The sequence below is a fragment of the Prolixibacteraceae bacterium genome, assembly GCA_019856515.1.
Lineage (GTDB): Bacteria > Bacteroidota > Bacteroidia > Bacteroidales > Prolixibacteraceae > Halosquirtibacter > Halosquirtibacter xylanolyticus.
In genome coordinates this window covers 4,930,334-4,954,461 of the sequence record CP082230.1, presented here as the reverse complement: position 1 = coordinate 4,954,461, position 24,128 = coordinate 4,930,334, and the positions used below count along the sequence as shown (strand labels likewise).

General features: G+C 36.0%; 15 protein-coding genes. 4 read left to right on the top strand and 11 right to left on the bottom strand.

Annotated features, from left to right (window positions below; genetic code table 11):
- Positions 1-4 precede the first annotated feature (4 nt).
- Entirely contained in the window at positions 5-352 is a 348-nt protein-coding gene (locus K5X82_18215) for a BlaI/MecI/CopY family transcriptional regulator (GenBank protein ID QZT37145.1), read from the top strand.
- 4 nt (positions 353-356) lie between these two features.
- Here the strand turns inward: K5X82_18215 and K5X82_18210 are convergent, their stop codons facing one another.
- Together K5X82_18210 and uvrA are read right to left on the bottom strand one after the other, a co-directional pair.
- Entirely contained in the window at positions 357-2,540 is a 2,184-nt protein-coding gene (locus K5X82_18210) for an AAA family ATPase (GenBank protein ID QZT37144.1), read from the bottom strand.
- A 30-nt stretch (positions 2,541-2,570) separates the two neighbouring features.
- Positions 2,571-5,375, bottom strand: a complete 2,805-nt coding sequence (gene uvrA / locus K5X82_18205; protein QZT37143.1) for an excinuclease ABC subunit UvrA — start codon at positions 5,373-5,375, stop codon at positions 2,571-2,573.
- A gap of 386 nt (positions 5,376-5,761) precedes the next feature.
- Here uvrA and K5X82_18200 point away from each other — a divergent pair, with 386 nt between their 5' ends.
- A complete protein-coding gene (locus K5X82_18200; GenBank protein QZT37142.1) occupies positions 5,762-6,412 on the top strand; it encodes a hypothetical protein in 651 nt (216 codons plus the stop codon).
- Between the two features lie 65 nt (positions 6,413-6,477).
- On the opposite strand, the gene K5X82_18195 is transcribed toward K5X82_18200, so the two are convergent.
- The 8 genes from K5X82_18195 to K5X82_18160 form a co-directional block, all read right to left on the bottom strand.
- Positions 6,478-7,677: a multidrug effflux MFS transporter gene (locus K5X82_18195; protein ID QZT37141.1), complete on the bottom strand. Its 1,200-nt coding sequence runs from the start codon at positions 7,675-7,677 to the stop codon at positions 6,478-6,480.
- 599 nt (positions 7,678-8,276) lie between these two features.
- A complete protein-coding gene (locus tag K5X82_18190; GenBank protein QZT37140.1) occupies positions 8,277-8,762 on the bottom strand; it encodes a DUF4252 domain-containing protein in 486 nt (161 codons plus the stop codon).
- 7 nt (positions 8,763-8,769) lie between these two features.
- Positions 8,770-9,252 (bottom strand): DUF4252 domain-containing protein, encoded by a 483-nt coding sequence (locus tag K5X82_18185; GenBank protein QZT37139.1) that lies wholly within the window; start codon positions 9,250-9,252, stop codon positions 8,770-8,772.
- Positions 9,249-9,731 carry a hypothetical protein gene (locus K5X82_18180; protein ID QZT37138.1) on the bottom strand — a complete coding sequence of 161 codons (483 nt, stop codon included), beginning with the start codon at positions 9,729-9,731 and terminating at the stop codon, positions 9,249-9,251. Before K5X82_18180 ends, K5X82_18185 begins: the two co-directional genes overlap by 4 nt.
- Positions 9,718-10,221, bottom strand: coding sequence for a sigma-70 family RNA polymerase sigma factor (locus K5X82_18175; protein ID QZT37137.1), 504 nt, complete (start codon positions 10,219-10,221; stop codon positions 9,718-9,720). Before K5X82_18175 ends, K5X82_18180 begins: the two co-directional genes overlap by 14 nt.
- Positions 10,222-10,491: 270 nt before the next feature.
- A complete protein-coding gene (locus tag K5X82_18170) occupies positions 10,492-12,120 on the bottom strand; it encodes a RagB/SusD family nutrient uptake outer membrane protein (protein ID QZT37136.1) in 1,629 nt (542 codons plus the stop codon).
- Between the two features lie 34 nt (positions 12,121-12,154).
- Positions 12,155-15,307: a TonB-dependent receptor gene (locus K5X82_18165; GenBank protein QZT37135.1), complete on the bottom strand. Its 3,153-nt coding sequence runs from the start codon at positions 15,305-15,307 to the stop codon at positions 12,155-12,157.
- A 100-nt stretch (positions 15,308-15,407) separates the two neighbouring features.
- On the bottom strand, positions 15,408-17,621 hold the full coding sequence (locus tag K5X82_18160; GenBank protein ID QZT37134.1) for a DUF4958 family protein: 2,214 nt from the start codon (positions 17,619-17,621) through the stop codon (positions 15,408-15,410).
- Between the two features lie 365 nt (positions 17,622-17,986).
- Between K5X82_18160 and K5X82_18155 the strand changes: the two genes are divergently transcribed.
- Together K5X82_18155 and rocD are read left to right on the top strand one after the other, a co-directional pair.
- Positions 17,987-21,253 (top strand): helix-turn-helix domain-containing protein, encoded by a 3,267-nt coding sequence (locus K5X82_18155; protein QZT37133.1) that lies wholly within the window; start codon positions 17,987-17,989, stop codon positions 21,251-21,253.
- A gap of 273 nt (positions 21,254-21,526) precedes the next feature.
- Positions 21,527-22,741 carry an ornithine--oxo-acid transaminase gene (gene rocD / locus K5X82_18150; protein ID QZT37132.1) on the top strand — a complete coding sequence of 405 codons (1,215 nt, stop codon included), beginning with the start codon at positions 21,527-21,529 and terminating at the stop codon, positions 22,739-22,741.
- A 58-nt stretch (positions 22,742-22,799) separates the two neighbouring features.
- Here rocD and ychF read toward each other — a convergent pair whose 3' ends face one another.
- On the bottom strand, positions 22,800-23,900 hold the full coding sequence (gene ychF, locus K5X82_18145) for a redox-regulated ATPase YchF (protein ID QZT37131.1): 1,101 nt from the start codon (positions 23,898-23,900) through the stop codon (positions 22,800-22,802).
- Positions 23,901-24,128 lie beyond the last annotated feature (228 nt).

Sequence of the window (24,128 nt, the reverse complement as noted above, 5' to 3'; positions counted from 1 at the left end):
TATCATGAAAGAGTTAACAAGAGCAGAAGAGCAGGTCATGCTTTTTCTATGGGATATGGAAAAGGCCTTTGTAAAACAGTTGGTAGAGATGTACGAAATGCCTCAACCAGCTTACAACACCGTCTCTACGATTGTAAGGATCTTAGAACGTAAGGGTTTTGTGAGCTACAGGGCTTTTGGACGATCCCATCAATACTTTCCAATAGTAACTAGAGAGGAGTATATGCAATTCATTGGTCTACGCATTGTCAGAGACTACTTTAATGGCTCTTTTGTGGAGTTTAATCAATTCTTTATGGAGAAAGGTGATATTAATCCAAATGAATTTGATCGTATCACAGACATCAAATAAACGGCTAAAGCTTCTTGAATCGCTCGAAGGTCTCTTTGGTTAGTTTTAATCCAAAATCTTCATTGATCTGTTTCAGAGTGTGGTCTTCTTTCTTTTGGCTCTCTGTCCATTCGCGAATCATTTTTAGAAGATCACTACCATACTTATCGAGTGTTGCTTTACCAAGACCTGGAAGAGTTTTTAGTTGACTCATGGTTACAGGAGCATGGTCGGCAAGGAGTTTCATCATATTAAAATGAAGTACTGCACCTTCGGAACAGTCTTGAAGTTGTGCCGTCTCTTCACGCCATAGTTTAAGCACACTGAACAGTTTGGGGTTTGAAGATACGACGCCTTGAAGCTGAAAACGTACAGGTTTAACAATCAAGCGGCCTTCTGTTTTTGCAATCAACTCTTTTAGCTCGGCTACGGGCGTCGCATTTCCCAATGCTTGAAAGCATTTGTTCTTCGCTTCAATGACACGATAAAATGTTTCATTCAGTTCGCCCCACTCTACCCGTAACTCAGTATTGTCAGACTCGAATATAGCATTGGTTAGTTTTGTTACAAACTTCTCAATAAGATTTGTTTGGTAGTAACGAGCCCCCTCTTGTAACCTCTTTGCGAGATCTTCTTTTCTATTCTCAAAGATCATCACACTTAACTGATTGATAAAACGATTGGTTACCTCCTCTAATGGCTGTAAAACATCCATAAAGATGCTCTCCATAGTATCATAAAGTGATCCCTCCCATCGAGAGTGTGATTGAAGTTGATGCGATACAGACGAGACCAACTGTTTTAGTATTTCAGTACCAAATATATCTCTTAATAGAGAAACTTGATACTCCTTATGGGCTGTATCAAGAAGATCATCATCAGGTTCTACGTCAGAAGATATTTTATGAAATAGTCTTACTGTTTCATCACAAATCACAGCATGCTCATTAAAAGGTTGAGTAAGCACGAGTCCCTCCAATGATCGACATCGACTTAAGGCGACATAGGTCTGTCCATGATCGAAAGCACGGTTGGTGTCAATAATGGCACGAGAGAAGGTCAAGCCTTGACTCTTATGAATGGTGATAGCCCATGCTAGTTTGAGTGGAAACTGGGTAAAGACACCAACGATCTTAGTCTCTAAGGCTCCCGTCTCTTTATTTAACACATACTTCACTTCCTCCCATTGTTCTTTAGGAACAATAATAGTCTCCTCAAGATCTTCACATTTGACATGTACTTTTTTGCTATTCAGAAAGGTTACCTCTCCGATCTTTCCATTATAGAATCGTTTTTCGGGAGTACTATCGTTACGAATAAACATAACCTGTGATCCGATCTTAAGCTCTAACGACGACTCCGTAGGATAGTTCTGTTTTGGATATTCTCCTTCAATATCGGCTTTATAGACAAAGAGTTTACCTTTCAGCTCGTCTAGTTTTTTATCATTAATGGCTTTAACAGATGCGTTATGGGTGGACAATCGAATATAGCCTTGTTCTTTATCGGGATTAAATCCAGGAATATAGCGTTGATTCAATAACACCTTAGAGTTCCCTGTCAAGAAGCCATCCCTCACCTCATTCAATATCTGTATAAATACAGGATCGTCTTGACGATAGATCTTCTTAAGCTCTATACGAATATAACGACAGGTTCGAAAAGCATGACTATTAAAAAAGAAAAGAGAAGGATAGAAGTTCTTAAGGATACTCCAATCCTCATTAGTAATCACAGGAGGCAGCTGCTGTATATCACCAATAAGAAGTAGTTGTACACCACCAAATGGCTTGACACTTTTTCTATATTTACGTAGAATCTCATCTATGGCATCCAGTAGATCAGCACGTACCATACTTATCTCATCAATTACCAATAGTTCCATTGATTGAAAGAGCTTGATCTTATTCTTTCTAATCTTTTGATCTGTTAAGCTACTTTTTAAAGCACCAGCCTTCTTGGTCAATAGAGGACCAAAAGGAATCTGAAACAGAGAGTGGATCGTTTGACCACCAGCATTGATAGCAGCAATACCAGTAGGCGCAACAATAATTGTCTTCTTCTTAGTGATCTTTGGAACAGACCGTAGAAAGGTAGTCTTACCTGTCCCCGCTTTGCCTGTAAGAAATATATGCCATGAGGACTTTGAGACAAAGTCCTTAGCATATTCCAGCTCTTTATTAATGGTCACTTTAGTATCTGAATGCATATATTACGTCCTCGAAGAGATCAATGATTATTATAGCTTCTCTTTTAAATATGGAGCAGTGACGCTCTCTTTACATTCCACCAACTCCTCTGGTGTTCCTTCAAAAACAATATCACCACCTCTTTTTCCACCACCAGGACCTAGATCTATAATCCAGTCGGCTGTTTTTATCACATCGAGGTTATGCTCGATAATGATAACCGTATGGCCTCTTTCAATCAGCGACTGAAGAGATTTCATCAATAGTGCGATGTCATCAAAATGAAGTCCTGTGGTTGGTTCATCAAAGATAAATACCGTTGGTACAGCTTTCTCTTTACAAAGAAATGAAGCAAGTTTCACACGCTGGCTCTCTCCTCCTGAAAGTGTACTACTAGATTGACCTAGTTTAACGTAGCCTAATCCGACATCCTGAAGTGTTTTAAGTTTCTTCACAATTGCTTTCTCATAACGACTATCCACTTCTGAGAAGAAGTCTACTGCTTGATTGACCGTTAAAGAAAGAATGTCATATATGTTTTTCTTTCGATATTTCACCTCTAATACTTCTGGCTTAAATCTCTTACCATCACAAAGATCACACTTAAGCCTTACATCTGCCATGAATTGCATCTCGACAGTTGTAACCCCCTCTCCATTACACTGCTCACAACGCCCTCCTTCACTATTAAACGAGAAGTAGTTTGCTTTCATACCCATTACTTTTGCTTGCTTTTGCGAGGCATATAGGGCACGTATATCATCGTATATCTTAAGATAAGTTACGGCATTAGAGCGACTAGATTTACCAATAGGATTTTGGTCAACAAATTCAACGGCCTGAACAGCAGACAGGTCACCATCAACCACATCATGAGCTCCGGTTGGGTTACCATATCCCCCAAGGTATTTGGCTAAGAATGGCCAAAGGGTATTTTTCACCAATGTACTCTTGCCTGATCCACTCACGCCTGTAACTACAGTTAACATATTCAATGGAAACTTAGCAGTCACATGGTTCAGGTTGTTTTCATTGGCACCATGTACGGTAATAAAATTTCTTACTGAACGACGAGAAGAAGGGACATCCAACTTCATGGTTCCTGACAGATATTTCGATGTTAAGGTTTCAGCACTTTCCAGAAGCTGCTCCATATTTCCTTGAAATACCACCTCTCCACCATGCATTCCTGCACGAGGACCGATGTCGATAATCTGATCTGCTGCACGCATAATATCTTCATCATGCTCCACCACGAGTACCGTATTTCCTAGATCACGCAACTCAGTCAACACAGCAATTAGTTTCTCTGTGTCTTTAGAGTGAAGGCCAATTGATGGCTCATCGAGTATGTATAGTGATCCAACCAAACTACTCCCGAGTGATGTCACCAAATTAAGTCGCTGGCTTTCACCGCCAGAGAGCGTAGAGGAAAGTCTATTTAATGTCAAGTAGCCTAAACCAACTTTATCAATTAGTTCAAGTCTTTTGGATATCTCATGAATAACTCTTTTAGCCACCTTCACTTCATACTCATCGAAGACGATATCTTTAAACATCGGGATTAGTTCATATACAGGTTTATCCAAAAACTCTTGGATAGAACGGCCTCCAACTTTTACATAACGACTCTCTTTCTTTAGACGGAATCCTAAACATGAAGGACAAGTTGTTTTGCCTCTATAACGAGATAACATAACCCTATATTGCACCTTATAAACCTGCTCTTCCACCATACGAAAGAAAGCATCTATACCTTCGAAATGATCATTGCCACTCCATAATAATCTTTTTTCATCTTCGGTTAGATCAATGTATGGACGATGTACAGGAAAATCAAACTTATGGGCATTTAGAAGAAGTTGATTTTTCCACTCAGACATCTTCTCTCCTCTCCAACAAGCAACCGCATCTTCAAAGATGGAGAGAGATTTGTTTGGAATTACAAGGTCAGGATCAATGCCAAGCACTTTGCCATACCCCTCACATACTTCACAAGCACCTGTAGGACTATTAAAAGTAAACATCTCAGGCGAAGGAACATCAAACTTTATTCCATCTTTCTCAAACCGATTAGAGAATGAAAAGAGTGCTTCATCTGTTCTTGACTTCATTACAATAATTTCGCAATCTCCGTCGCCTTCAAAGAATGTTGTCTGCACAGAATCCGCATAACGATATCGACTTTCTTCATCATGAGATACCGCCAAACGATCGACAACAATATCAAAAGAATCAGCATCTATATCACCTCGTTCATCCAAAGAAGAGAGTGAGATTAACTCATCATTAATCTTGATTCTTGAGAATCCTTGTTGTCGTAGGCTATCCAACTCTTCTAGAAGTGTTCGACCTTCCCTAACTCTTTTTGCCGCCATCAACATCATCTTTGTTCCTTCAGGATAAGAGACAATGAAATTGACCACATCCTCAACACTTGAACATTTGACCTCTTTGCCTGAGATAGGCGAGAAGGTTTTGCCTAAACGTGCAAAAAGAATACGTAAGAAATCATACACTTCTGTTGAAGTACCTACAGTAGATCTATTATTCTGAATATTTACTTTCTGCTCTATAGCTATCGCTGGTGGTATACCATAGATATAATCCACCTCTGGCTTATCAATACGACCAAGGAATTGACGAGCATAAGAAGATAGACTCTCGACATAACGACGTTGCCCTTCAGCATATAATGTATCGAATGCAAGAGATGATTTTCCCGAACCAGAAACTCCTGTCACCACGACAAATTGATTCCTTGGGATATTCACAGACAGGTTCTTTAGGTTATGAACTCGTGCACCTTTAATCTCTATTATATCATTCTTGAGTGGTCTCTTCTTCTTGTTCATGGAGATGGAACGTTTTGTTATTTATATTCAGCATCGTACTTATACTCCGAAATTAACGGTAAAGCATAAGAAGAACAAAAATACAGAGCTTTATTTACTGGTCAAAATAAATAGCAGAGATAGTAACAATTACTTGCACACTCGAAATAAACAATAAATATATTTTTACAAACAACCCCCCTATAAACAAAACACCAAACAAAATAAAACATACAATAAAACCAATCACCCCCTTAAATTACAACACAAATCATTAAATAAACATTAATTCACAACAACACCCCCTATACGCCACATAGTCAATTAAATTATAAGTATACTTTTGAGTTAACCTATCAAGAGAAAGTATTTTTTATTCATTCATATATTAACCTAAAGTATCTACTATGAAAAAATTAACAAGCAGTTTTGTACTATGTCTTATTTTAATAGGATATACAGCTAGAGCTCAAGACAATGGTCTAAGTGTGTCAGGCACCTTTATGAATCGTTATATTTGGAGAGGAAATGATTATGGAAACAGCCCTGTCGTTCAACCAGCCATAACATTTAAATATGGATGGTTTCAATTGGGGGCATGGGGTAGTTATGCTCTCACCAACCAAGTATCTGCCACAGAAGCAGATCTATGGACTAGCATTAACATTACAACAAACACAACATTGATACTCACCGATTACTACTTCCCAACAGAACCGGGAACAGAAGGGAGTTATTTCTCAAAATCATCGCACACATTTGAAATCGGATTAATACAAAGCATCAAAAACTTCACTCTTTCGGCATATTATGAAACCAACGGAAATCGTACATTTTATGGAGAAGCAAAATATACATGGAAAAACACAGACTTTTTTGTCGGCACTTCAGGAGCAAAATTTGATAAGTTGGGAGAACTAGTGGTCACAAATATTGGAATTGTCCATACCAAAAAGGTAAAGATCTCAGATCACTTTGATATGCCTATAATGGGTGCGATTATTCTTAACCCACATACTGAACAAATATACCTAACTTTTGGATTCTCTATTAAGTAGATAATTTAAAGTACTGTAAGATCTTATCTTTGATAACATCTTACAGTACCTCTTTAACTCTTCAATTATGAACCACCCACCCAATAGCGCTTCCCCCATACCAGAATTATCGCGATGGTTCCAGAAGCTGCAAATCCAACAAACAGAGGATAAGTTGTATCCACCACATAATAACCTATAAATGATGCGATAGGAACCGCAATCACTGTAGATAATGACCCATTAATCGCTGCACCCATTCCAGCAATCTTACCCAGGGGCTCCATCGCAAGGGAACTGAGGTTTCCAAAAAGAAATCCCATCGTCGAGAATTGTAGTACTAGAAAAAATAGAAGTACTTTGATCGGAGGGTTACCCTCACCATAAAAAATGAATATATATAATAAGGATATCAATGTAAAGAACAAAGAAGAGATACTAATAAGTTTGCCTGCACCGATCTTCTCGACAACAAAACCATTCATTAGAGTGGAGACCCCCATCGCCATTGCAACCAGTGCAAACAATTTTGGAAACATCTCTTCAAGACCATATTGAACTCCTAAGATATTTTGAGCCGTAGATAAGAACACAAGAAAAGCTCCGGTCAACATACCTAAAGCAACAGTATATAGAACAGACTCTTTCTGTCCAAAGAAATAACGAATGCTTCGAACTAACGCTGTAAATTTAAAAGGAGTTCTTTCATCTAAAGGTAACGTCTCATATTGTCTTGCAGCAATCCATAGGCATACAATAACAGCAAAAACGATCTGACTTGTAAATATCGATTGCCATCCGAACCACTTCAAGAAAAACATCCCATATGATGGTGCAACAGTGGGGATAATAATGAAAACAACGGAGATGAAGGACATAATCTTGGCCATCCGATCTCCACTATAACTATCTCGGACAATAGCTATACTCACTGCTTTAGGAGCAGAGACTCCAAATCCTTGTATAAATCGGCTAATAATCATCACTTCATAATTTGGAGAAAAGATAGAAGCAATACTAGCTAATGAAAACAATGCAAAGCCCATATATATCACAGGTTTCCGTCCCATTGCATCAGAGAGAGCCCCAGTAAAAAGTTGTCCCACACCGAGTCCTAAAAACATCATTGTGACCAATTGTTGTCCTTGTGTTTGACTTGTCGCACCAATAGATTCCCCTATTACATTTACTGCTGGGAGTAGTGCATCCATTGATAATGAAGACAGTGCCATTAAAGATGCCATCATTGCAATAAACTCAATCTGTTTTATTTTGCTATTATTCATTATACTCTTTCTTTATTGATTCTTTCCACTACAAAAGTATCTGAATTAGATACCCGAAAATGGTAAGAATAAAGGTTTAAATGGTAATTATCGACAGATAATTAACCATAAGAAAGAGTGTTAGGTTGCATTAAGATATTGTTAATCGCATGGGTGAATGTAAGACATACTAAAATTAGTACAAGTATGATTTTTGTATACCACAATTTACTAAATCACAAGTCAAATGAGTAGTCATCATTTCTCCCTCACATTAAGTCTTTGTTTCATCAATATTGAGGTTTTAATCATGAGTTAGTTACCTAAGACTTTCGATTCAATAACAACCGAAGTAATTCCAAAGAAAGGATGTACTATTGAATTGGTATCAAATCATGCCACACTATCATTCATAATTCTCACCTACCCTATCCTAATAACTTGAAGCGACCCTCTCCCTACGAAATTACACTGATAGCAAACATACATGGTATACTGTTTAAAAAGACTTGATCATCATATTGATCAAGCCTCTTTAATAGTACACCCCAAAAGCATTGACTCTTATGAGATACATTTATTATTTATATCGATCTAATAATAACCAGAGACAACTTCTTTTATTCAACTGTCATCTTCATATTCTTCGACATCGCTTTTATCTGTTCCATTGTATAGTTTCCTTCTAAACCTACGGTTACCAAGGAGTCATCGTCAGAAACAATTAATACAATTTCTTGGATATCTTTACGACTCTTCATTCGAGCCCAACAAGATATTGTTGTTTTATCATCACTATGGATGGTCATCATCTTTTTATATTTAAGATCTTTTCTCAATCCATTCCACACGTTTAATACTTTATCCTTATCATCGGATGAGATCATCACCGAAACATTTTTTGTTTGTTCCGCCATACTAGAAAAATCAATATCCGATACAAATTTGGAGCAGTCAAACCAACTACCCGAAAATGAGAATCTTTGTATCCCTTCTATTCCACTACATTTATCATGAAATATAGAGATTCCTGATTTTGCAAATGCTGACATTGGCAGCACCAACATCATTAAAAGAAAAAGACTAACTATCGATTTATTTTTCATCGTATCTTTATTTAAAATTATTTATTCCTTTGACTGAAATCTGTCTAGTAACAGTTTTTAATTGATCCAGGGTCATATCACACTGTAACTCTAATACTAAAAAATCCTTTTTATCATCAATGATCATTATAAAATCAGTAACCCTTTTGTTTTTCATTAGACCATAGAAGATGATATGAGACTCATCCTGATCATACATCTGCATCATCAATTGGTATTTATCTTTTAACAACAAAGGCTTTATGGTCCCGAGAATAGAGTTTTCATCTGTCGTGATTAACAACATTGAATCGATATTATCAAAAAGATCATCAGCCCCTTCAGTCTCCAATTCTGCATTACGAATCATATCAAACATAAAAGGAGTAAACTCTATTGTAGTATAACCTTTTTTGCCTGACAGACTAGATAAATAGCTCCTCACATTGCCTTGACCATATGAGCTCAACGACATCAATACAGTCATTATTAAAATGATCTTCTTTATCATGGCTTTACTTTATTTATTACATCATTACATTTCTTCATTTCCTCTATCTTTTCCACCTCTTTATGCATCTTCAAGAATGAAGGGGATATCTTATTTAAAGTACTATTAAATTGCTCCGCTGCTACTAATCTATTTGTGATAGGTTTTCCATTATAATAACCATAAATAGGCTGCTTCTTTGGTATTGTCTCGAACAATTCATTGACTCCAACAATAGATATTACAGCCACAATTGAAGCCGCAGCAACCCATCTATACCATCTCGGTGTAATCACTTTCTTATTGGTATCCATGGTCTCTTTGGGTATCAAACGATCATGTAAACCATCAACACCTAGAATCATCACCTTATCAGGTAGTAGGTCTGAAGGAATCTCATCTGTTTGTTTAAAGAAACAGACTAACTCATTGAGTTCAGAAGGACTATTGGTGCCCTCGTAATATTTATCTAGCAACTCATATATCTTAGGCGGTACCATATGCACATATAATTTTTAATCGTTCCCTTATTTGTTTTCTCGCTCTAGACAAGTTTACCCTTATTGTTTTAGGATCCATATTTAGGATGTCAGATATCTCATCTGAATTCATCTGTTCTACATCATTTAAATAAATTACCATCCTTTGTTTCTCGGGTAGCTCCTCCATCAATGTTACAGCGACTTGTGACATCTCTTTGCTTTCAATCAGATGCATTAGATCTCTGTCTTCACAGTCCATATTGTTCTCTAATAAAGTAAACTTATTGCGTTTAACTTTGATTAGATCCAAACACCTGTTTCGAACCATACGGAACAGAAAAGCTTCTATGTTGTCCACGTTATCCAATGCACTATTGCTAGATAAGAGCTTAAGCTGAACATCTTGTACCACATCCTCTGCATAAGCATAGTCGGTCATAAATGTTCGAGCAAACTGTATCAAGCGCAATCGCAAAGTATCCGTTATTATATTCGATTTTGGTCCCATACATTATCATGACGATATTCACATTAAAGTGTAACAATCAAAGTAGGATTTTTCTCTTTTTATTTTTCAAACTTATAGCAACCACAGAAATTAAAACACATAGCAGACTAATAAACAGTAAATTGAACATCAAAACACATACTATAATACGACTATACTTATGAGCTAATTCTTTACAACGTAACAAATAAAAGCAAAAAAGGGCAACCATAATTGGTTGCCCCGAATCTATTAAAAACAAAATTTACTTTTGCTCCACCTAATTTATTCTTAGTATTTTGGATTTTGATGCTCCTTCAACTTATTATTCTCTGCAATTTCTCTTTGAGGAATTGGCAATAATTCGTGTTTGTTAGCTTCAAAATGGTTTCCTGCTAAATAACCTATCTGATTACCAGTAGAGTTTGCACTAGGGTACTCTGCGTTCATTTTAGCTTGTGTTTCTTTAATTTTTGTATCCAATAAGTTCCATCGAATCAAATCATACTTTCTCCACCCTTCAAAACACAACTCTAATTTACGCTCTTTCTGAATCGCTAATAAGAAATCATTATGGTCAAGCGTATTCTCTACATCAATAACCCCAGCTCTCTTACGAACTTTATTTATCGCATCGAACCCATCTTGCAATGTAATACCGGCTGGAAGATCATCTCTCACCTCATTTACAGCTTCTGCAAACATAAGTAGTACATCTGCATATCTTAATGTACACCAGTTTACGTTGGTATTATTCGGATTTTGAGCAGGTTCCGCAATCCAATCTCTTCTCCACTTTCCAGGATAAAAAGGCTTCCCTTCGCCAATTGATTTATGAGAACCATCTGCATCAATTGTGAAGTCTGCAACAGATACATCACGCCTTTGGTCTAACCCTTCAAATTCGTCTTTGAAAGTAGGAACAACTTGAACATACGCATTAGCTCTACCATACTTACCTGCTTTAACAAGCGGACTATTCCATGTTCCAATAATCCCAGCATCTTGTGTTCCATGCGAAGCATTGAAAAATGCTATTTCAAAAAGATTCTCTTTGGCATCCTGTTTGAATATTGCGAGATTCTTAAATAATTGCTCATAATCATCTAAAAGATCATGAGTCCCTCTATCCATTAACTCTTTTGCTTCGACTGCAGCTTCCTTATAATACGTTAAATAATCTGGACTACGTTTCATGTTACCATCGGCAGCCAAATAATACCCAGCACGGTAAAGAAGTGCACGAACAATATAACCACTGATCGCTCCTTGGCTTACTCTATCATTTTGATATCCGGTATCTTCACCTAAAAGACTCTTAGCCTCTCTTAGATCTTTGATAATCTGTGCGTATACCAAGTCTCTATCCGAACGTTCAATACTGTAATCATCCGATGTTACAGTAGCCGTAGTTTTTAGAGGGACATCGCCCCAAAGACGCACCAAATCAAAATATAGGAATGCTCGCATAAACTTTGCTTCTGCTTCCAGTTGAAACAACCTCTTTTTTGAAGCGTCCGTTCCATTTTTATAAAGGTCCATTGAATGGATTCCTTCAATAGCAACGTTTGCATTCTCTACTCCTTTATACAAATATCCCCATGTTCTTTCGACCAATGAAGTCGTTGGAGTTACTGTATAATGAGCAATCAATCTGTTATCGTTGTTAAAAGTAGCTCCTTTCATAAAGGAGATATCGTTATCCATAGGATAATTTAAAGAGAGTAAATGTGAGTAAGTATACTTGGTACTCAACACATCATAAATTCCTTTAACAGACATTTCTGCTTGATCAGCATCTTTAAAGAACTTATCCTTAATATAATATGATTGAGGTTCAATATCTAACATACTCTCACAAGAGGATAACATTCCTACCCCAAATAGCGAAAGTGCAACTAATATATTCTTTGCCTTCATAATTCAATATCTTTTTAAGATTTACACCTTACTATTACAATGAAAGATTTACACCCATAATAAACGTTCTACTTCTTGGGTAAGCACCCCAATCTACTCCTGGAGTAAGTCCTGTGCTATTACGTGTACTTACTTCTGGGTCGAAACCTGAGTAGTTAGTAAAAGTATACAGGTTATTTACAGATCCATAAATACGTAGACGATTTAAACCAACTCGTTTCATCATCTTTTTAGGAAAGGTGTAACCAAACGTGATATTATTAATTCGTAAAAACGAAGCATCTTCAACAGCAAAAGTACTGAAGTGAGGAACCATATTACCATCCCATGCAGGCATCGTTGCATCTTTATTCATCTCTTTAAGTGCCGCTGTATTTGTAATCTTTTGTCCACCACCATCAAAATCAGTCCAACGACCATTTAACTCTGCAAGAGCATTATTATTTCTTTGGTAACCTTGGTTATAATAAATTCGATTGGCATTGTAAACATCGTTACCAAGCGAGAAGTTAACGAAGATACTTAGATCAAAATTCTTATAGCTAAAAGTATTGGTCATTCCTCCATAAAAATCTGGATTCGCATTTCCTATTACTTCACGATCATCTGTATCTATTACTCCATCATTATTTAGATCTTTATACTTCACCACTCCTGGTGCTGCAGCTACATTACGTTCACTAGCAATACCATCTGCCAAAACATAGTTCCCTGGAGTTGAATCTTTCGTAAAGTCATCTACTCTGTAGAACCCGTCATAAACATAACCATACATCTGTCCTAATGGATCTCCGACACGAATCATATAGTCATTCTCGTTCATCTTAGAACTCCATGCAGCACTCGCTTCAAAATATGTTTGTCCATTTGCCAATTTCTTCACCTTATTTTTATTGGTTGAGATATTGAAATTGGTAGTCCATGTAAAGTTCTTAGTCTCAACATTCACCGTATTAATCGTAAAGTCAAGTCCCTGGTTCTCTGTCTCTCCGACATTTACCATTTGTGTACTATATCCTGTTGTCAAAGGAACACGACGATTTAACAAAAGGTCTTTTGTTGTTCCCTTATAGTAATCAATGGTTAAACTTACTCTTTGATCAAAAAATCCGACATCAATTCCACCATTCATTGAGTGTGTGGTCTCCCATTTCAAATTAGGATTTGGGATGTTTGCAGGTACGATAACTACTTCTCTATTATTACCAAAACCGTAACTATCATTCACCATTTTAGACTTTGATAGATCAATACCAATTCTATCGTTACCGGATGTACCGTAACTCAATCTCACCTTCAAGTTAGACAAATGTGGAACATTTTGCATAAAGGCCTCTTCACTCAACCTCCAAGCGGCAGATCCAGAAGGGAAATATCCCCATATATTTTCTGACCCAAACTTAGACGATCCATCAGCACGGAATGTAAATGAAAACAGATACTTTTCATCTATATTATAGTTTAATCGAGAAAAATATGACTGTAATGCTGTTTCAGAGATACCTGAACGTAAAGGCTGTGCTTCGCCTAAGCCCATATTTGCTAAGCCCATATCATCATTAGGGAAGTTAGCAGCCTCAGCCTTCAAATAACGAGAGTATGTTTGTACAACTTCACTACCAACCAAAAGGTTAAATTTGTGAAATTCACCAATCGTTTTGATATAGTTTAATGTACCAGCAGCAGACCAGCTATTAGGCACCTCGTACTGTGTAGAACCAAATGCAGAGCTTCTTCTCTTAGCAGTTACTGAACGTTCTCCATCAAATGAATCATTTATTCTTGTACTACGATTCATACCTCCAGTTACAGTAGCTGTTAAATCTTTTGTAATCTTAGCTCTCAAATTACCATTAATAGATAAGTTTTCGCGCGTTTTCTCACGAGTCTCAGCATAAGCAGATGTAACTGGATTTTGCATTACATTTCCATTTTCGTCTTCGAAAATAGGATCTTCATCTTGTGAAATCAAATCACTATCCTTACCATCTTTACCTATAGTTGGACGATAACGAGCAATGTGTGTCATTTTATTAAAATATGACGTTTGATCAGATGTTCCCATTCCATAAGTCTTTTGGTTAACATAGCTTGTAGTAACAGTAGCATCCAAAAAGTCATTAATCTTTTGATCTAATTTCAAACGAAATGAATTTCTTTTAAACCCACTGTTCACCATGATTCCTTGGTTGTCATCATAGCTATAAGAAACGTTATAACGCGTTTGCGAGTTACCTCCATTAATACTTACCTTATGCTTTTGTGTAATTGCATTACCACCAAACATCTCCTCTTGCCAATCAACACCATCACGACCTTGATACAATCCTTTTAGCTCATCATACTCACCATAAACATTCGTGAAATTTTCAAGTTTTTCGTCATATTGGTTCTCATACTGAAGTAAGACAAACTCATAAGGATTCATTAAATCCATTTTTTTAGAGATCTGCTTTACTCCATAAAAACCATCGTAACTGATACGAGTCTTTCCTTTTGTACCTGACTTTGTCGTCACTAAGATCACCCCATTTGCTCCACGAGATCCATAAATAGCTGCGGAAGATGCATCTTTAAGAACATCGATAGTTTCAATGTCAGAAGGGTCAATAAAGTTAATTCCATCTTCAGAAGGAAAACCATCCACAATATACAGTGGTTCATTACTTTGTGTTATTGATCCACCTCCACGAACTTTAATACTCACTTTCGCATCAGGAGAACCTTCACTCATTGTAATTTGTACTCCAGAAACTTTACCTGAAAGTGCTGCCGCAACGTTTGTTGTAGGTAGATTCGCAAGGTCTTTGGATCCCACAGAACTAATAGAACCTGTTAAAGACTTCTTCTTTTGGGTACCATAACCAATCGCAACAACCTCATCTAAGTCCGTTGTCATGGTATTAAGGACAATATCTACTCGAGTAGCATCACCTATTTTTTTCTCTTGCTTTTCAAAACCGATGAATGAAAAGATAAGTGTTTTCTCTTTTGGTTCTTTTACTTTTAAAGTATAATCTCCATTAAAAGACGTAATGGTTCCAATGCTAGTTCCTTTTATATGAACCGTAACCCCAGGAAGTGGCTCACCCTTGTTATCCTTTACAATCCCCTGAATCACTGTAGTCTGTGCATACAAACTAAAGGAGAAGGCCATCATGATGATGAGTGATAATATATTTTTCATACTACGAATGGTATAATTACATGAAATATTTTAAGATTCGATCCAAAATGTTTGGATTGAAACCTCTCTTCGAATTCGAAGAGAGATTTGTTTATTTCTTTTACTTTATTACGATATCTATAGTGTGATGCATCTCTGCTTTTACCCCATCACCACATAATCTTGTCACCATCGAGTAGTGACCTGGAATTAGTTTACCTGACTTAACTTTTATTTTGCCATCCCAGATACCTTTACCTACTTTTCCTGCAGCATCTGGTGGTACTCCAACCCAATCTCTAAACTTATTAGTATTAAAGTTGTTTCCACTCTTCACTAGATCTAATGCTGTAGATATTTCTTTTACCTCTGGAGTAAAATTAGCAGCACCACCCTTAATGAGAACATCTTTATAATCTACACCATTTATTGTTCCAGTATAGTAAACACCTCTCACTTCATGAAGAATTTTATCCGGAACCGATGGACCTTCAACAATGTCAGGAATATTCCCCTCTAAGGCATCTGACGTAGTTCCTTCTAATACATTTGGTGTATATTTAACCTCCCACATGGTAACTTTATATGAGGTTGTTAGTTTAAATCCTCTTTTATCTGCAGTTACCGTTAAATCATAGACACCACCTGGAATATAAACACCTTCTTTAACACCTACCTCACCATTTGTAGGATTAACGATAAACTTATCCTGTTGGTCAATCGAAAAAGCAACTCCAATTCCATCTGTAATTGTAGGCATATCACTTGTAAATCCTTTGTTTCCAGTAACAATTTCATTTACTGCATAACTAAAGTCACTAGGCTGAGACTCCACATGAAGTGTAAACGATGCTTCTAGTTCTCCTTTACTATTACCTCCTATAATGATAATTTCATGATCTTGTACAGCAATACTATTATTCTGGCCCAAGGTAATAACTCCATTATCTTTATTTAATGTTATCCCAGCAGGAAGTGGATTCTTAGACTTAAATGTCACTCCTACACCATCAACATTAGGAACAATTACCGTCTCTACACCTTGAACAACAGTAGTCTCTAAATAGGTAAGCACAGTAGGTGCAATAACTCCTGAAGAGATATGTACAGTATATGCTTTATCAAAAGTTACCTTGCCACCCGGATACGTAACTTCAACATTTAATTCATAGTCTCCCTCTGCAACCCCGTTTGCATCTGCTAGCGATATCACTCCTTTATCACTTATTGCAAACTGCTTATCTGTTAAAGCATAGGTTACATTCTCATTATTAGTCATCGTCGGTTCAACAGAAGTAAATCCACTACCTTGAACAATACGAACTTCATTTATCGCATACTGAAGTGCTTTCGGGATAGGGTGTACAATATTCACTTTGATTGCAGCATCGGCTGTTCCCTTTGAATTTGAAGCTGTAATTTCAACATTATACTCACCAACCGAAAGCGTATGACCTAAAGGTAGAGAAACAACACCTGTTTTGTCGTTCAAAACAAAACCAGCTGGAGGTGTTTGTTTAAATTCAAATGTCAAGTCATTACCAGTGATTATAGGGTCAATTAACATTGCTAATCCTTTTTCGACATTCGTTTCTGGATAAGAAAATGCTGATGGTGCAATAATTTCTTTTTCAATAACGAATTGGATTGCATTAGGAAAAGATAACTCTCCTCCATCATAAATCAACCTAACGTCCAATTCATAATCTCCAGCTTTCAATGCATTCGCAGCTTCTAAAGAGACTTCACCGCTGGTTTCATCAATCACAAAACCGTGTGCATCCCCCTCAATCTTAAATTTGACATTTGTAAGATTACCCTTTATCTCAGGTACTCCTGAAAGGAAGTCCTTTCCAATAAACGCGGTACGATTGTTATAGATTGCACCAGTCTCAACAACTTCTATTTTAAAAGCGTCTTTTATTATACTTGAATTTCTTGAACTATTTACCTGTATCTCTAAAACATAAGTCCCAGGATCGATGTGATTTCCTTTCGCTACAGTTATTACCCCACTATCTTTGTTCAAATTAAATAAATTAATTGACTTGTTTTGGTCTCCAAGCATTGCTTTTTTCAAGACATAACTTGTAATAAAACAATTCGTTTTTGGCTCATTTGAAGTGTAGGCCTCTGTCTGAAATTTAGTACCATCACTAGTAATTGTCATGATAGATGCATTAACATTTGCATCACTAGTAGATAGATCATAACTTATTTGAGGTGTCACTCCTGCGTCTCTCAATTCATGCTTCTCCTCACAACTAAAGAGGCCTATAGTTGCAATTAGCATTATTAAGAAGAGTGGCCTTCTAATAAAAATGTTAGTTTTCATATAAAATGTTTGTTAGTTATCTTGAATGTATCAACAGATAGAGAGTTTAAACGAATCCCCCTTTCATCATCACCAACAAATGTATATCATCCTATCATCAATGAAATTCAGATATCCATAAAGAATAACGATATATGTTGAAATATTTGATAGATATGTTGAATCAAAATAAAAATGGACCACACAGCAGCCAACATAACAACCTATAGAACAGCAATTTAAACAAACATTATTAATTTACAACATTCTGAATGATTCTAGACAAAACATTGTATATATTTACACTTCAATAACACCATAAACTAAGATCATTTTTGAATCTATTCTTTAACCGTAGATGGTATCTACACTCATGTGAACGACGTATGAAACATCTATTTATTCAAGTATTTTCGCTAATCTTACTGCTAAAATTAGATTGCCATGCTTTCACTTATGATTACAACTTTAGACATTTTGATAAAGAAAATGGTCTCACCAACAATACTATCTCAACCATTTTTAAAGACCAAAATCAAAATATATGGGTTGGAACACACAATGGTCTAAATAGAATTATTGGAAATACTATTATTCCATATCTACATATTTCTAAAGACTCAACCTCTATTGGATCAAACTTCATTCATAATATTTTTGAAGATAATAGCAATAAGCTGTGGATCATGACAGATAATGGTGTATCTCAATACACCCCCTTATCAGATAATTTTATCCAATATGAACTAAAAACCAATAGTCTAAAGAAATATGTCTCAGCAATGACACAGGACACAGAGCTCAGTTTATGGTGTTTTAGATATAATGGTGATGTATACAGAAAAAAACAAACAAAAAGTACATTCAGAAAGATCCATATTAAAAATAAAAGCATTCAATATAATCATATTAAAGGAGTACTCTCTTTTAAAGATCGTGCAGTTGTATATACTGAATTCGGCATCTTTATTTTAGATCTAATACAACGTAAAATCATTAATGCCAAACCAATACTTGAAGGGCTCCACATTAACAAAATAATTCTCTCTCCCAATCAAAAACATTTTTGGATCGCAACCGAAAAGTTAGGAGTAATTCAGACGGACTTAAACTTTAATATTCTTTATAAAGTAGACCAACTTCCAAGTAATAAAACAAGAGATCTAGCTTTCTATGATAAAAACAAACTTTGGATAGGCACATTTAAGGGTTTATCCATCTATAACACCCTCTCCAAAGAGATACAAGTTATTTCAGAAAATAAGGTTGACCCATTCTCTCTTAGCCATAACTCGATTCACTCCATCTTTATTGATCACTCCAACAAAGGAGCTTGGCTAGGAACATATTTCGGTGGTGTCAATTATCATCAACCATCAGACCTTCCCTTCCATACATTGAATAATTGGATATCATACAGAGATATTAAAATCCCTGGTAAATTAGTCAACTGCCTACAATTAGATTCGAATAAGAATCTTTGGATCGGAACCTCAGATGAAGGTATTTGCGAATGGGACATTCAAAATAAAATTCTTAGGCAAAGAAATTCCAAAGGACAACAAAGGGTTGATAATAATATTCAGTCCATAAAATCAATCAATGACTCTCTTTCAATTATAGGCACCCATGCAAATGGTTTAACTATATTAAATCAAAACACATCCAGATGGCTAAAAATCAGCACTAAAACAAAGCATCGACTTATTGACAATCATATCTATGACATACTTATAGACCACAACAAACATATTTGGGTGGGGACATGGAAAGGACTTGTTGAATTTGATTTGGCAAAAGAAACTGTAACACCACACACACAAGACAAAAAAGGAAATAGACTTACCTCAGAACAAATATCTGTTCTTTTTCAAGATAGACACGAACGAATATGGATAGGCACCTATAATGGTCTTAATCTTTTTCACTCTTCACGAGATCTTTTCTTTAAATTTACGACAATAAAAAAACAAGGAAAGCTTTCAGACAATCGAGTCTCAACAATACAAGAAGACCATGATGGAAGAATATGGGTAGGAACACATTCTGGTATCAACTGCTATGATCCAATAACAAAATCATTTTACACTCCCAAACCATTGCGGATTTACAACGGTAGCACGATAAATACAATCCTATCTGATAAAAAAAATAATATATGGTTCTCCACCACTGAAGGAGTTGTTTCTTACAATACACAAACAGAAGAAGTAAATCTTTACACCAAAAAAGATGGTATTCTTAACACCCAGTTCATCAACAATAGTGGTGTTATACTTAAAGATAGTACGATTGGATTTGGAGGAATAAATGGGATAACGATGTTTAAACCTATAAAAGCAGAAAAAGATCCTAATAATAAACTAAACGTTTACAAACTCATTGGATATAATAAAGAACATACCGATTCGACAGTATTTCACAACTTACACTCAAATGAAAAGATTACTTTCCTATCAAATCATTATCACATTAAAGCATATTTCAGCACAACTCAAAATTACAATGCGCATAGAGTAAAGTATCAATATAAACTTTTGAACCAGAATAAAAATTGGAGTCCTAAGTCTGGAAAGCATGAAGTTTCATTTTTTGAACTAAAGGATGGCCATTATACTCTTGACATAAAAGCCCAGAACAATAGTTCTTTACCTCTTATTAAAACAAGAATACATATCGAGATTAAAGATGAATCCAATAGGTTATGGTGGGGAGTAGCTATGCCTATTTTGTTCATTATATTCTTGTTTTTTGGAAAAAAAATAAAAATACACATATCATTAAGAAAGAGAAACAACCAAGATACACCAACAGTATTCATTCGTCAAAAAGAGGAAAATAGACCTCAAGACCAGGATATCAAGATTGAAAAATATCTTGAAGACCATGGGCATTATGACCTTCTATTTGTTTCTCAAGAGATTAAGCTACGAGAAAACTACGGTCAATTACTAAAAGATCATTTTAATATCCATTTTACGTCATCTGATGTCGAGTCAATGAATAAATTAACATCAAAAGAGATCGATATCATTTTAATACTATGTAATAGTCCACAGAAGACAAAAGCTATTGAGCTGTGTAAAAAGATAAAACAAAATATCAAATTTTTAGCCATTCCATTAATCATCATATGTAACGACTTAGACGAGAATAGTGAAATAGAATTCATACGCAAAGGAGTCGATCATATTATCTCTCCCCCTTTCTCATCACAAAAGCTCTATGAATATCTTATTGGAAGTTTGCGAACAAATATAAAAATGAAACAAATCTTTCAAACAAGAGAGAGTACTGACGAAAACATAAAACCCATAACTAAAGAGCAGCAATTCCTTCAAAATATCAATAAGGTCCTACAACGCAATTATCACAGAAAAGATTTTTCGGTAGATACATTTGCTGACCTCGCAGGTATGAGTCGATCAAATCTACATATAAAACTAAAGAGTGTCACAGGGGAATCTACAAGTAGTTTTGTAATGAAATTCAGAATACAGAAAGGGTTAGAACTCTTAAAAACGGAACAATATACTATTACTGAGATTAGTGATAAAATAGGGTTTAATAACCCCAACTACTTCTCTTCTAATTTTAGAAAACACTTTGGGCTAACCCCTACAGATTACCTTAATCGTGGAAATAAAATTTAATCAATTCAGATCAAGTATCATCAAACTTCATACTGTCAATTTAATGGAATACTATTTCATTAAACCATGATTTGACCCTTTTGTCAGTAATCACGATACAATAATTTGAGAGAATCTTATTACAGTGTATTAAATATTGAACTGTAAGTATAAACGCAGATGATAGATAATTATTAAAGTGAATGCTAAACAACATTATAGATTTTAAAGGATGAATGCATTAAAAAATGTAAATTTATAGACAAGCTATTCAAATTTTTTAATCTATATTCAATGAAAAAGAGTTCGAACTACTACATGGACCTTGAACACCATTATGGTGCCCATAACTATCATCCTATACCAGCTATTTTAAGTAAAGGAGAGGGCATCTATGTATGGGATGTTGAAGGAAACAAATACATGGATTTTCTTGCAGCATATTCTGCTGTCAACCAAGGACACTGTCACCCAAGGCTAGTAAAAGTAATGCAAGAACAGTGTCAAAAACTAACTCTTACATCTAGAGCCTATTATAATGATCAATTAGGAGAGTGGGAGAAATATACTGCAAATCTTTTTGGGTACGATAAAATGCTCCCTATGAATAGTGGAGCTGAAGCTGACGAAACGGCATTAAAACTATTACGAAAATGGGCATATGAAGTTAAAGGTATTCCTGAAAATGAAGCGAAGATAGTAGTCTGTGATGGAAACTTCCATGGAAGAACAATCACAATTGTTTCGATGTCATCCGATCCTTCTGCATATGGTGGCTACGGGCCCTATACTCCTGGTTTTATTCGAATTCCATATAATGACCTTGATGCATTAGAAGAGGTATTAAAAGATCCACTTGTTGCGGGTTTACTTATCGAACCTATTCAAGCGGAAGCAGGAGTATATGTTCCCAATGATGGTTTTATTCACAATGCTTCATTACTTTGTAAAAGACACAACTGCTTACTTGTAGCCGATGAAGTGCAAACAGGACTAGGCCGTACAGGTAGAATGCTTGCTTGCGATCACGAAGGTGTACGACCAGATATCCTTGTCTTAGGAAAAGCAATCTCTGGAGGAATGCTTCCTGTATCTTGTGTACTAGCAGATGATGAGATTATGCTTACAATACGACCTGGCGAGCATGGATCAACATATGGAGGCAACCCATTAGCTGCTGTAGTTGCAGTCGAAGCACTTAAAATCATTGAAGATGAAGATCTTATCACCAATAGTGAACTATTAGGTAAAATCTTCAGAGAAGAGATGAAACACATACCATCGAGATATATCAAAGAGGTTCGTGGAAAAGGACTTCTTAATGCAATAGAAATTGATGCAGCCTCCCCTAAAAGTGCTTGGGACCTCTGTTTAGAGTTGAAAGATAGAGGTATATTAGCAAAACCTACCCATGATTATAATATTCGTTTTACACCGCCACTTGTTATTAATGAGGCACAATTACGTGAAGCTATTGAGATCATTAAGGATGTACTGGTAAACATTTAATAAAAAAAGTCGTATTCATGATATTGAATACGACTTTTTTATATCTATTAAAGTGAGATTATACATTGAAACGGAAATGCATAATATCTCCATCTTGTACAATATACTCCTTACCTTCAATCGACATTTTACCTTTGTCTTTACATGCAGCTTCGGACTTTAGCTCAACATAATCAACATATTTGATTACCTCTGCACGAATAAATCCTTTCTCAAAGTCAGAGTGGATAACCCCTGCAGCTTGTGGTGCTGTAGCTCCTTTAGGGTAAGTCCATGCACGAACTTCTTTTACTCCAGCTGTAAAATAGGTCTCAAGACATAACAATTTATAAGCAGAACGAATCAAGTTAGCAACACCAGGCTCTTCGATACCAAGATCATCCAAGAACATTTCACGCTCTTCATAAGTCTCTAATTCAGCAATATCAGCCTCAATTGCAGCGGCAAGAATCAACACTTCAGCATTTTCTTCTTTAACAGCATTTTTGAACGCATCAATATGTGGATTTCCATTACGTAGAGAAGCCTCATCAACATTACAAACATATAAAATAGGCTTCGTCGTCAAAAGATAAAGATCTTTTGTCACTTCTTCTTCCTGTTCTGATAATTCAACTACACGAGCTGATTTACCTTGAAGAAGCGTATCTCTATATCTTTCTAAAATACCTACCAAACGAATTGCAGCTGCATCTTTCCCTGTTTTAGCCATCTTCTGTGCTTTCAACAGACGAGTCTCCACAGTCTCAAGATCCTTCAACTGAAGTTCTGTGTCAATTACCTCTTTATCACGTACTGGGTCAATAGATCCATCTACGTGCGTAATATTATCATCTTCAAAACAACGAACCACATGGATAATTGCATCTGTTTCTCTAATATTTGAAAGGAACTTATTTCCTAGACCTTCGCCTTTACTTGCACCCTTCACCAAACCAGCAATATCAACAATCTCAACTGTTGCAGGCTGAACTCTTTCAGGTTTTACAAGCTCTTCTAGTTTTATCAATCGATCGTCTGGAACTGTAATCACACCAACATTTGGTTCTATCGTACAGAATGGAAAATTTGCAGACTGTGCTTTCGCATTAGAAAGGCAATTAAAAAGAGTGGACTTTCCTACATTTGGAAGACCCACGATACCACATTGTAGTGCCATTTATAATTATAGTTTAATGTTTTCTTACACAAAATTTTACGCAAAGGTAAGTTTTTTCATTAAAAAATAGAGTTTGTACGTAAAAAGAAACGTAGCACATGCCGTATTACAGAAACACAAATGGTTCTATCCAATAGCTAACCAGAAAAATACAAAGATTCCATGTTCATCTCGAAACAAAGAATGGGGATTTACTCTAGCCTCAAATACACTAGAGCAAATCCCCAT

Excerpts from the sequence above, each read along its gene's own strand:
- K5X82_18215 (QZT37145.1), top strand. The coding sequence starts at position 5 with ATGAAAGAGTTAACAAGAGCAGAAGAGCAGGTCATGCTTTTTCTATGG.
- K5X82_18210 (QZT37144.1), bottom strand. The coding sequence starts at position 2,540 with ATGCATTCAGATACTAAAGTGACCATTAATAAAGAGCTGGAATATGCT.
- uvrA (QZT37143.1), bottom strand. The coding sequence starts at position 5,375 with ATGAACAAGAAGAAGAGACCACTCAAGAATGATATAATAGAGATTAAA.
- K5X82_18200 (QZT37142.1), top strand. The coding sequence starts at position 5,762 with ATGAAAAAATTAACAAGCAGTTTTGTACTATGTCTTATTTTAATAGGA.
- K5X82_18195 (QZT37141.1), bottom strand. The coding sequence starts at position 7,677 with ATGAATAATAGCAAAATAAAACAGATTGAGTTTATTGCAATGATGGCA.
- K5X82_18190 (QZT37140.1), bottom strand. The coding sequence starts at position 8,762 with ATGAAAAATAAATCGATAGTTAGTCTTTTTCTTTTAATGATGTTGGTG.
- K5X82_18185 (QZT37139.1), bottom strand. The coding sequence starts at position 9,252 with ATGATAAAGAAGATCATTTTAATAATGACTGTATTGATGTCGTTGAGC.
- K5X82_18180 (QZT37138.1), bottom strand. The coding sequence starts at position 9,731 with ATGGTACCGCCTAAGATATATGAGTTGCTAGATAAATATTACGAGGGC.
- K5X82_18175 (QZT37137.1), bottom strand. The coding sequence starts at position 10,221 with ATGGGACCAAAATCGAATATAATAACGGATACTTTGCGATTGCGCTTG.
- K5X82_18170 (QZT37136.1), bottom strand. The coding sequence starts at position 12,120 with ATGAAGGCAAAGAATATATTAGTTGCACTTTCGCTATTTGGGGTAGGA.
- K5X82_18165 (QZT37135.1), bottom strand. The coding sequence starts at position 15,307 with ATGAAAAATATATTATCACTCATCATCATGATGGCCTTCTCCTTTAGT.
- K5X82_18160 (QZT37134.1), bottom strand. The coding sequence starts at position 17,621 with ATGAAAACTAACATTTTTATTAGAAGGCCACTCTTCTTAATAATGCTA.
- K5X82_18155 (QZT37133.1), top strand. The coding sequence starts at position 17,987 with ATGAAACATCTATTTATTCAAGTATTTTCGCTAATCTTACTGCTAAAA.
- rocD (QZT37132.1), top strand. The coding sequence starts at position 21,527 with ATGAAAAAGAGTTCGAACTACTACATGGACCTTGAACACCATTATGGT.
- ychF (QZT37131.1), bottom strand. The coding sequence starts at position 23,900 with ATGGCACTACAATGTGGTATCGTGGGTCTTCCAAATGTAGGAAAGTCC.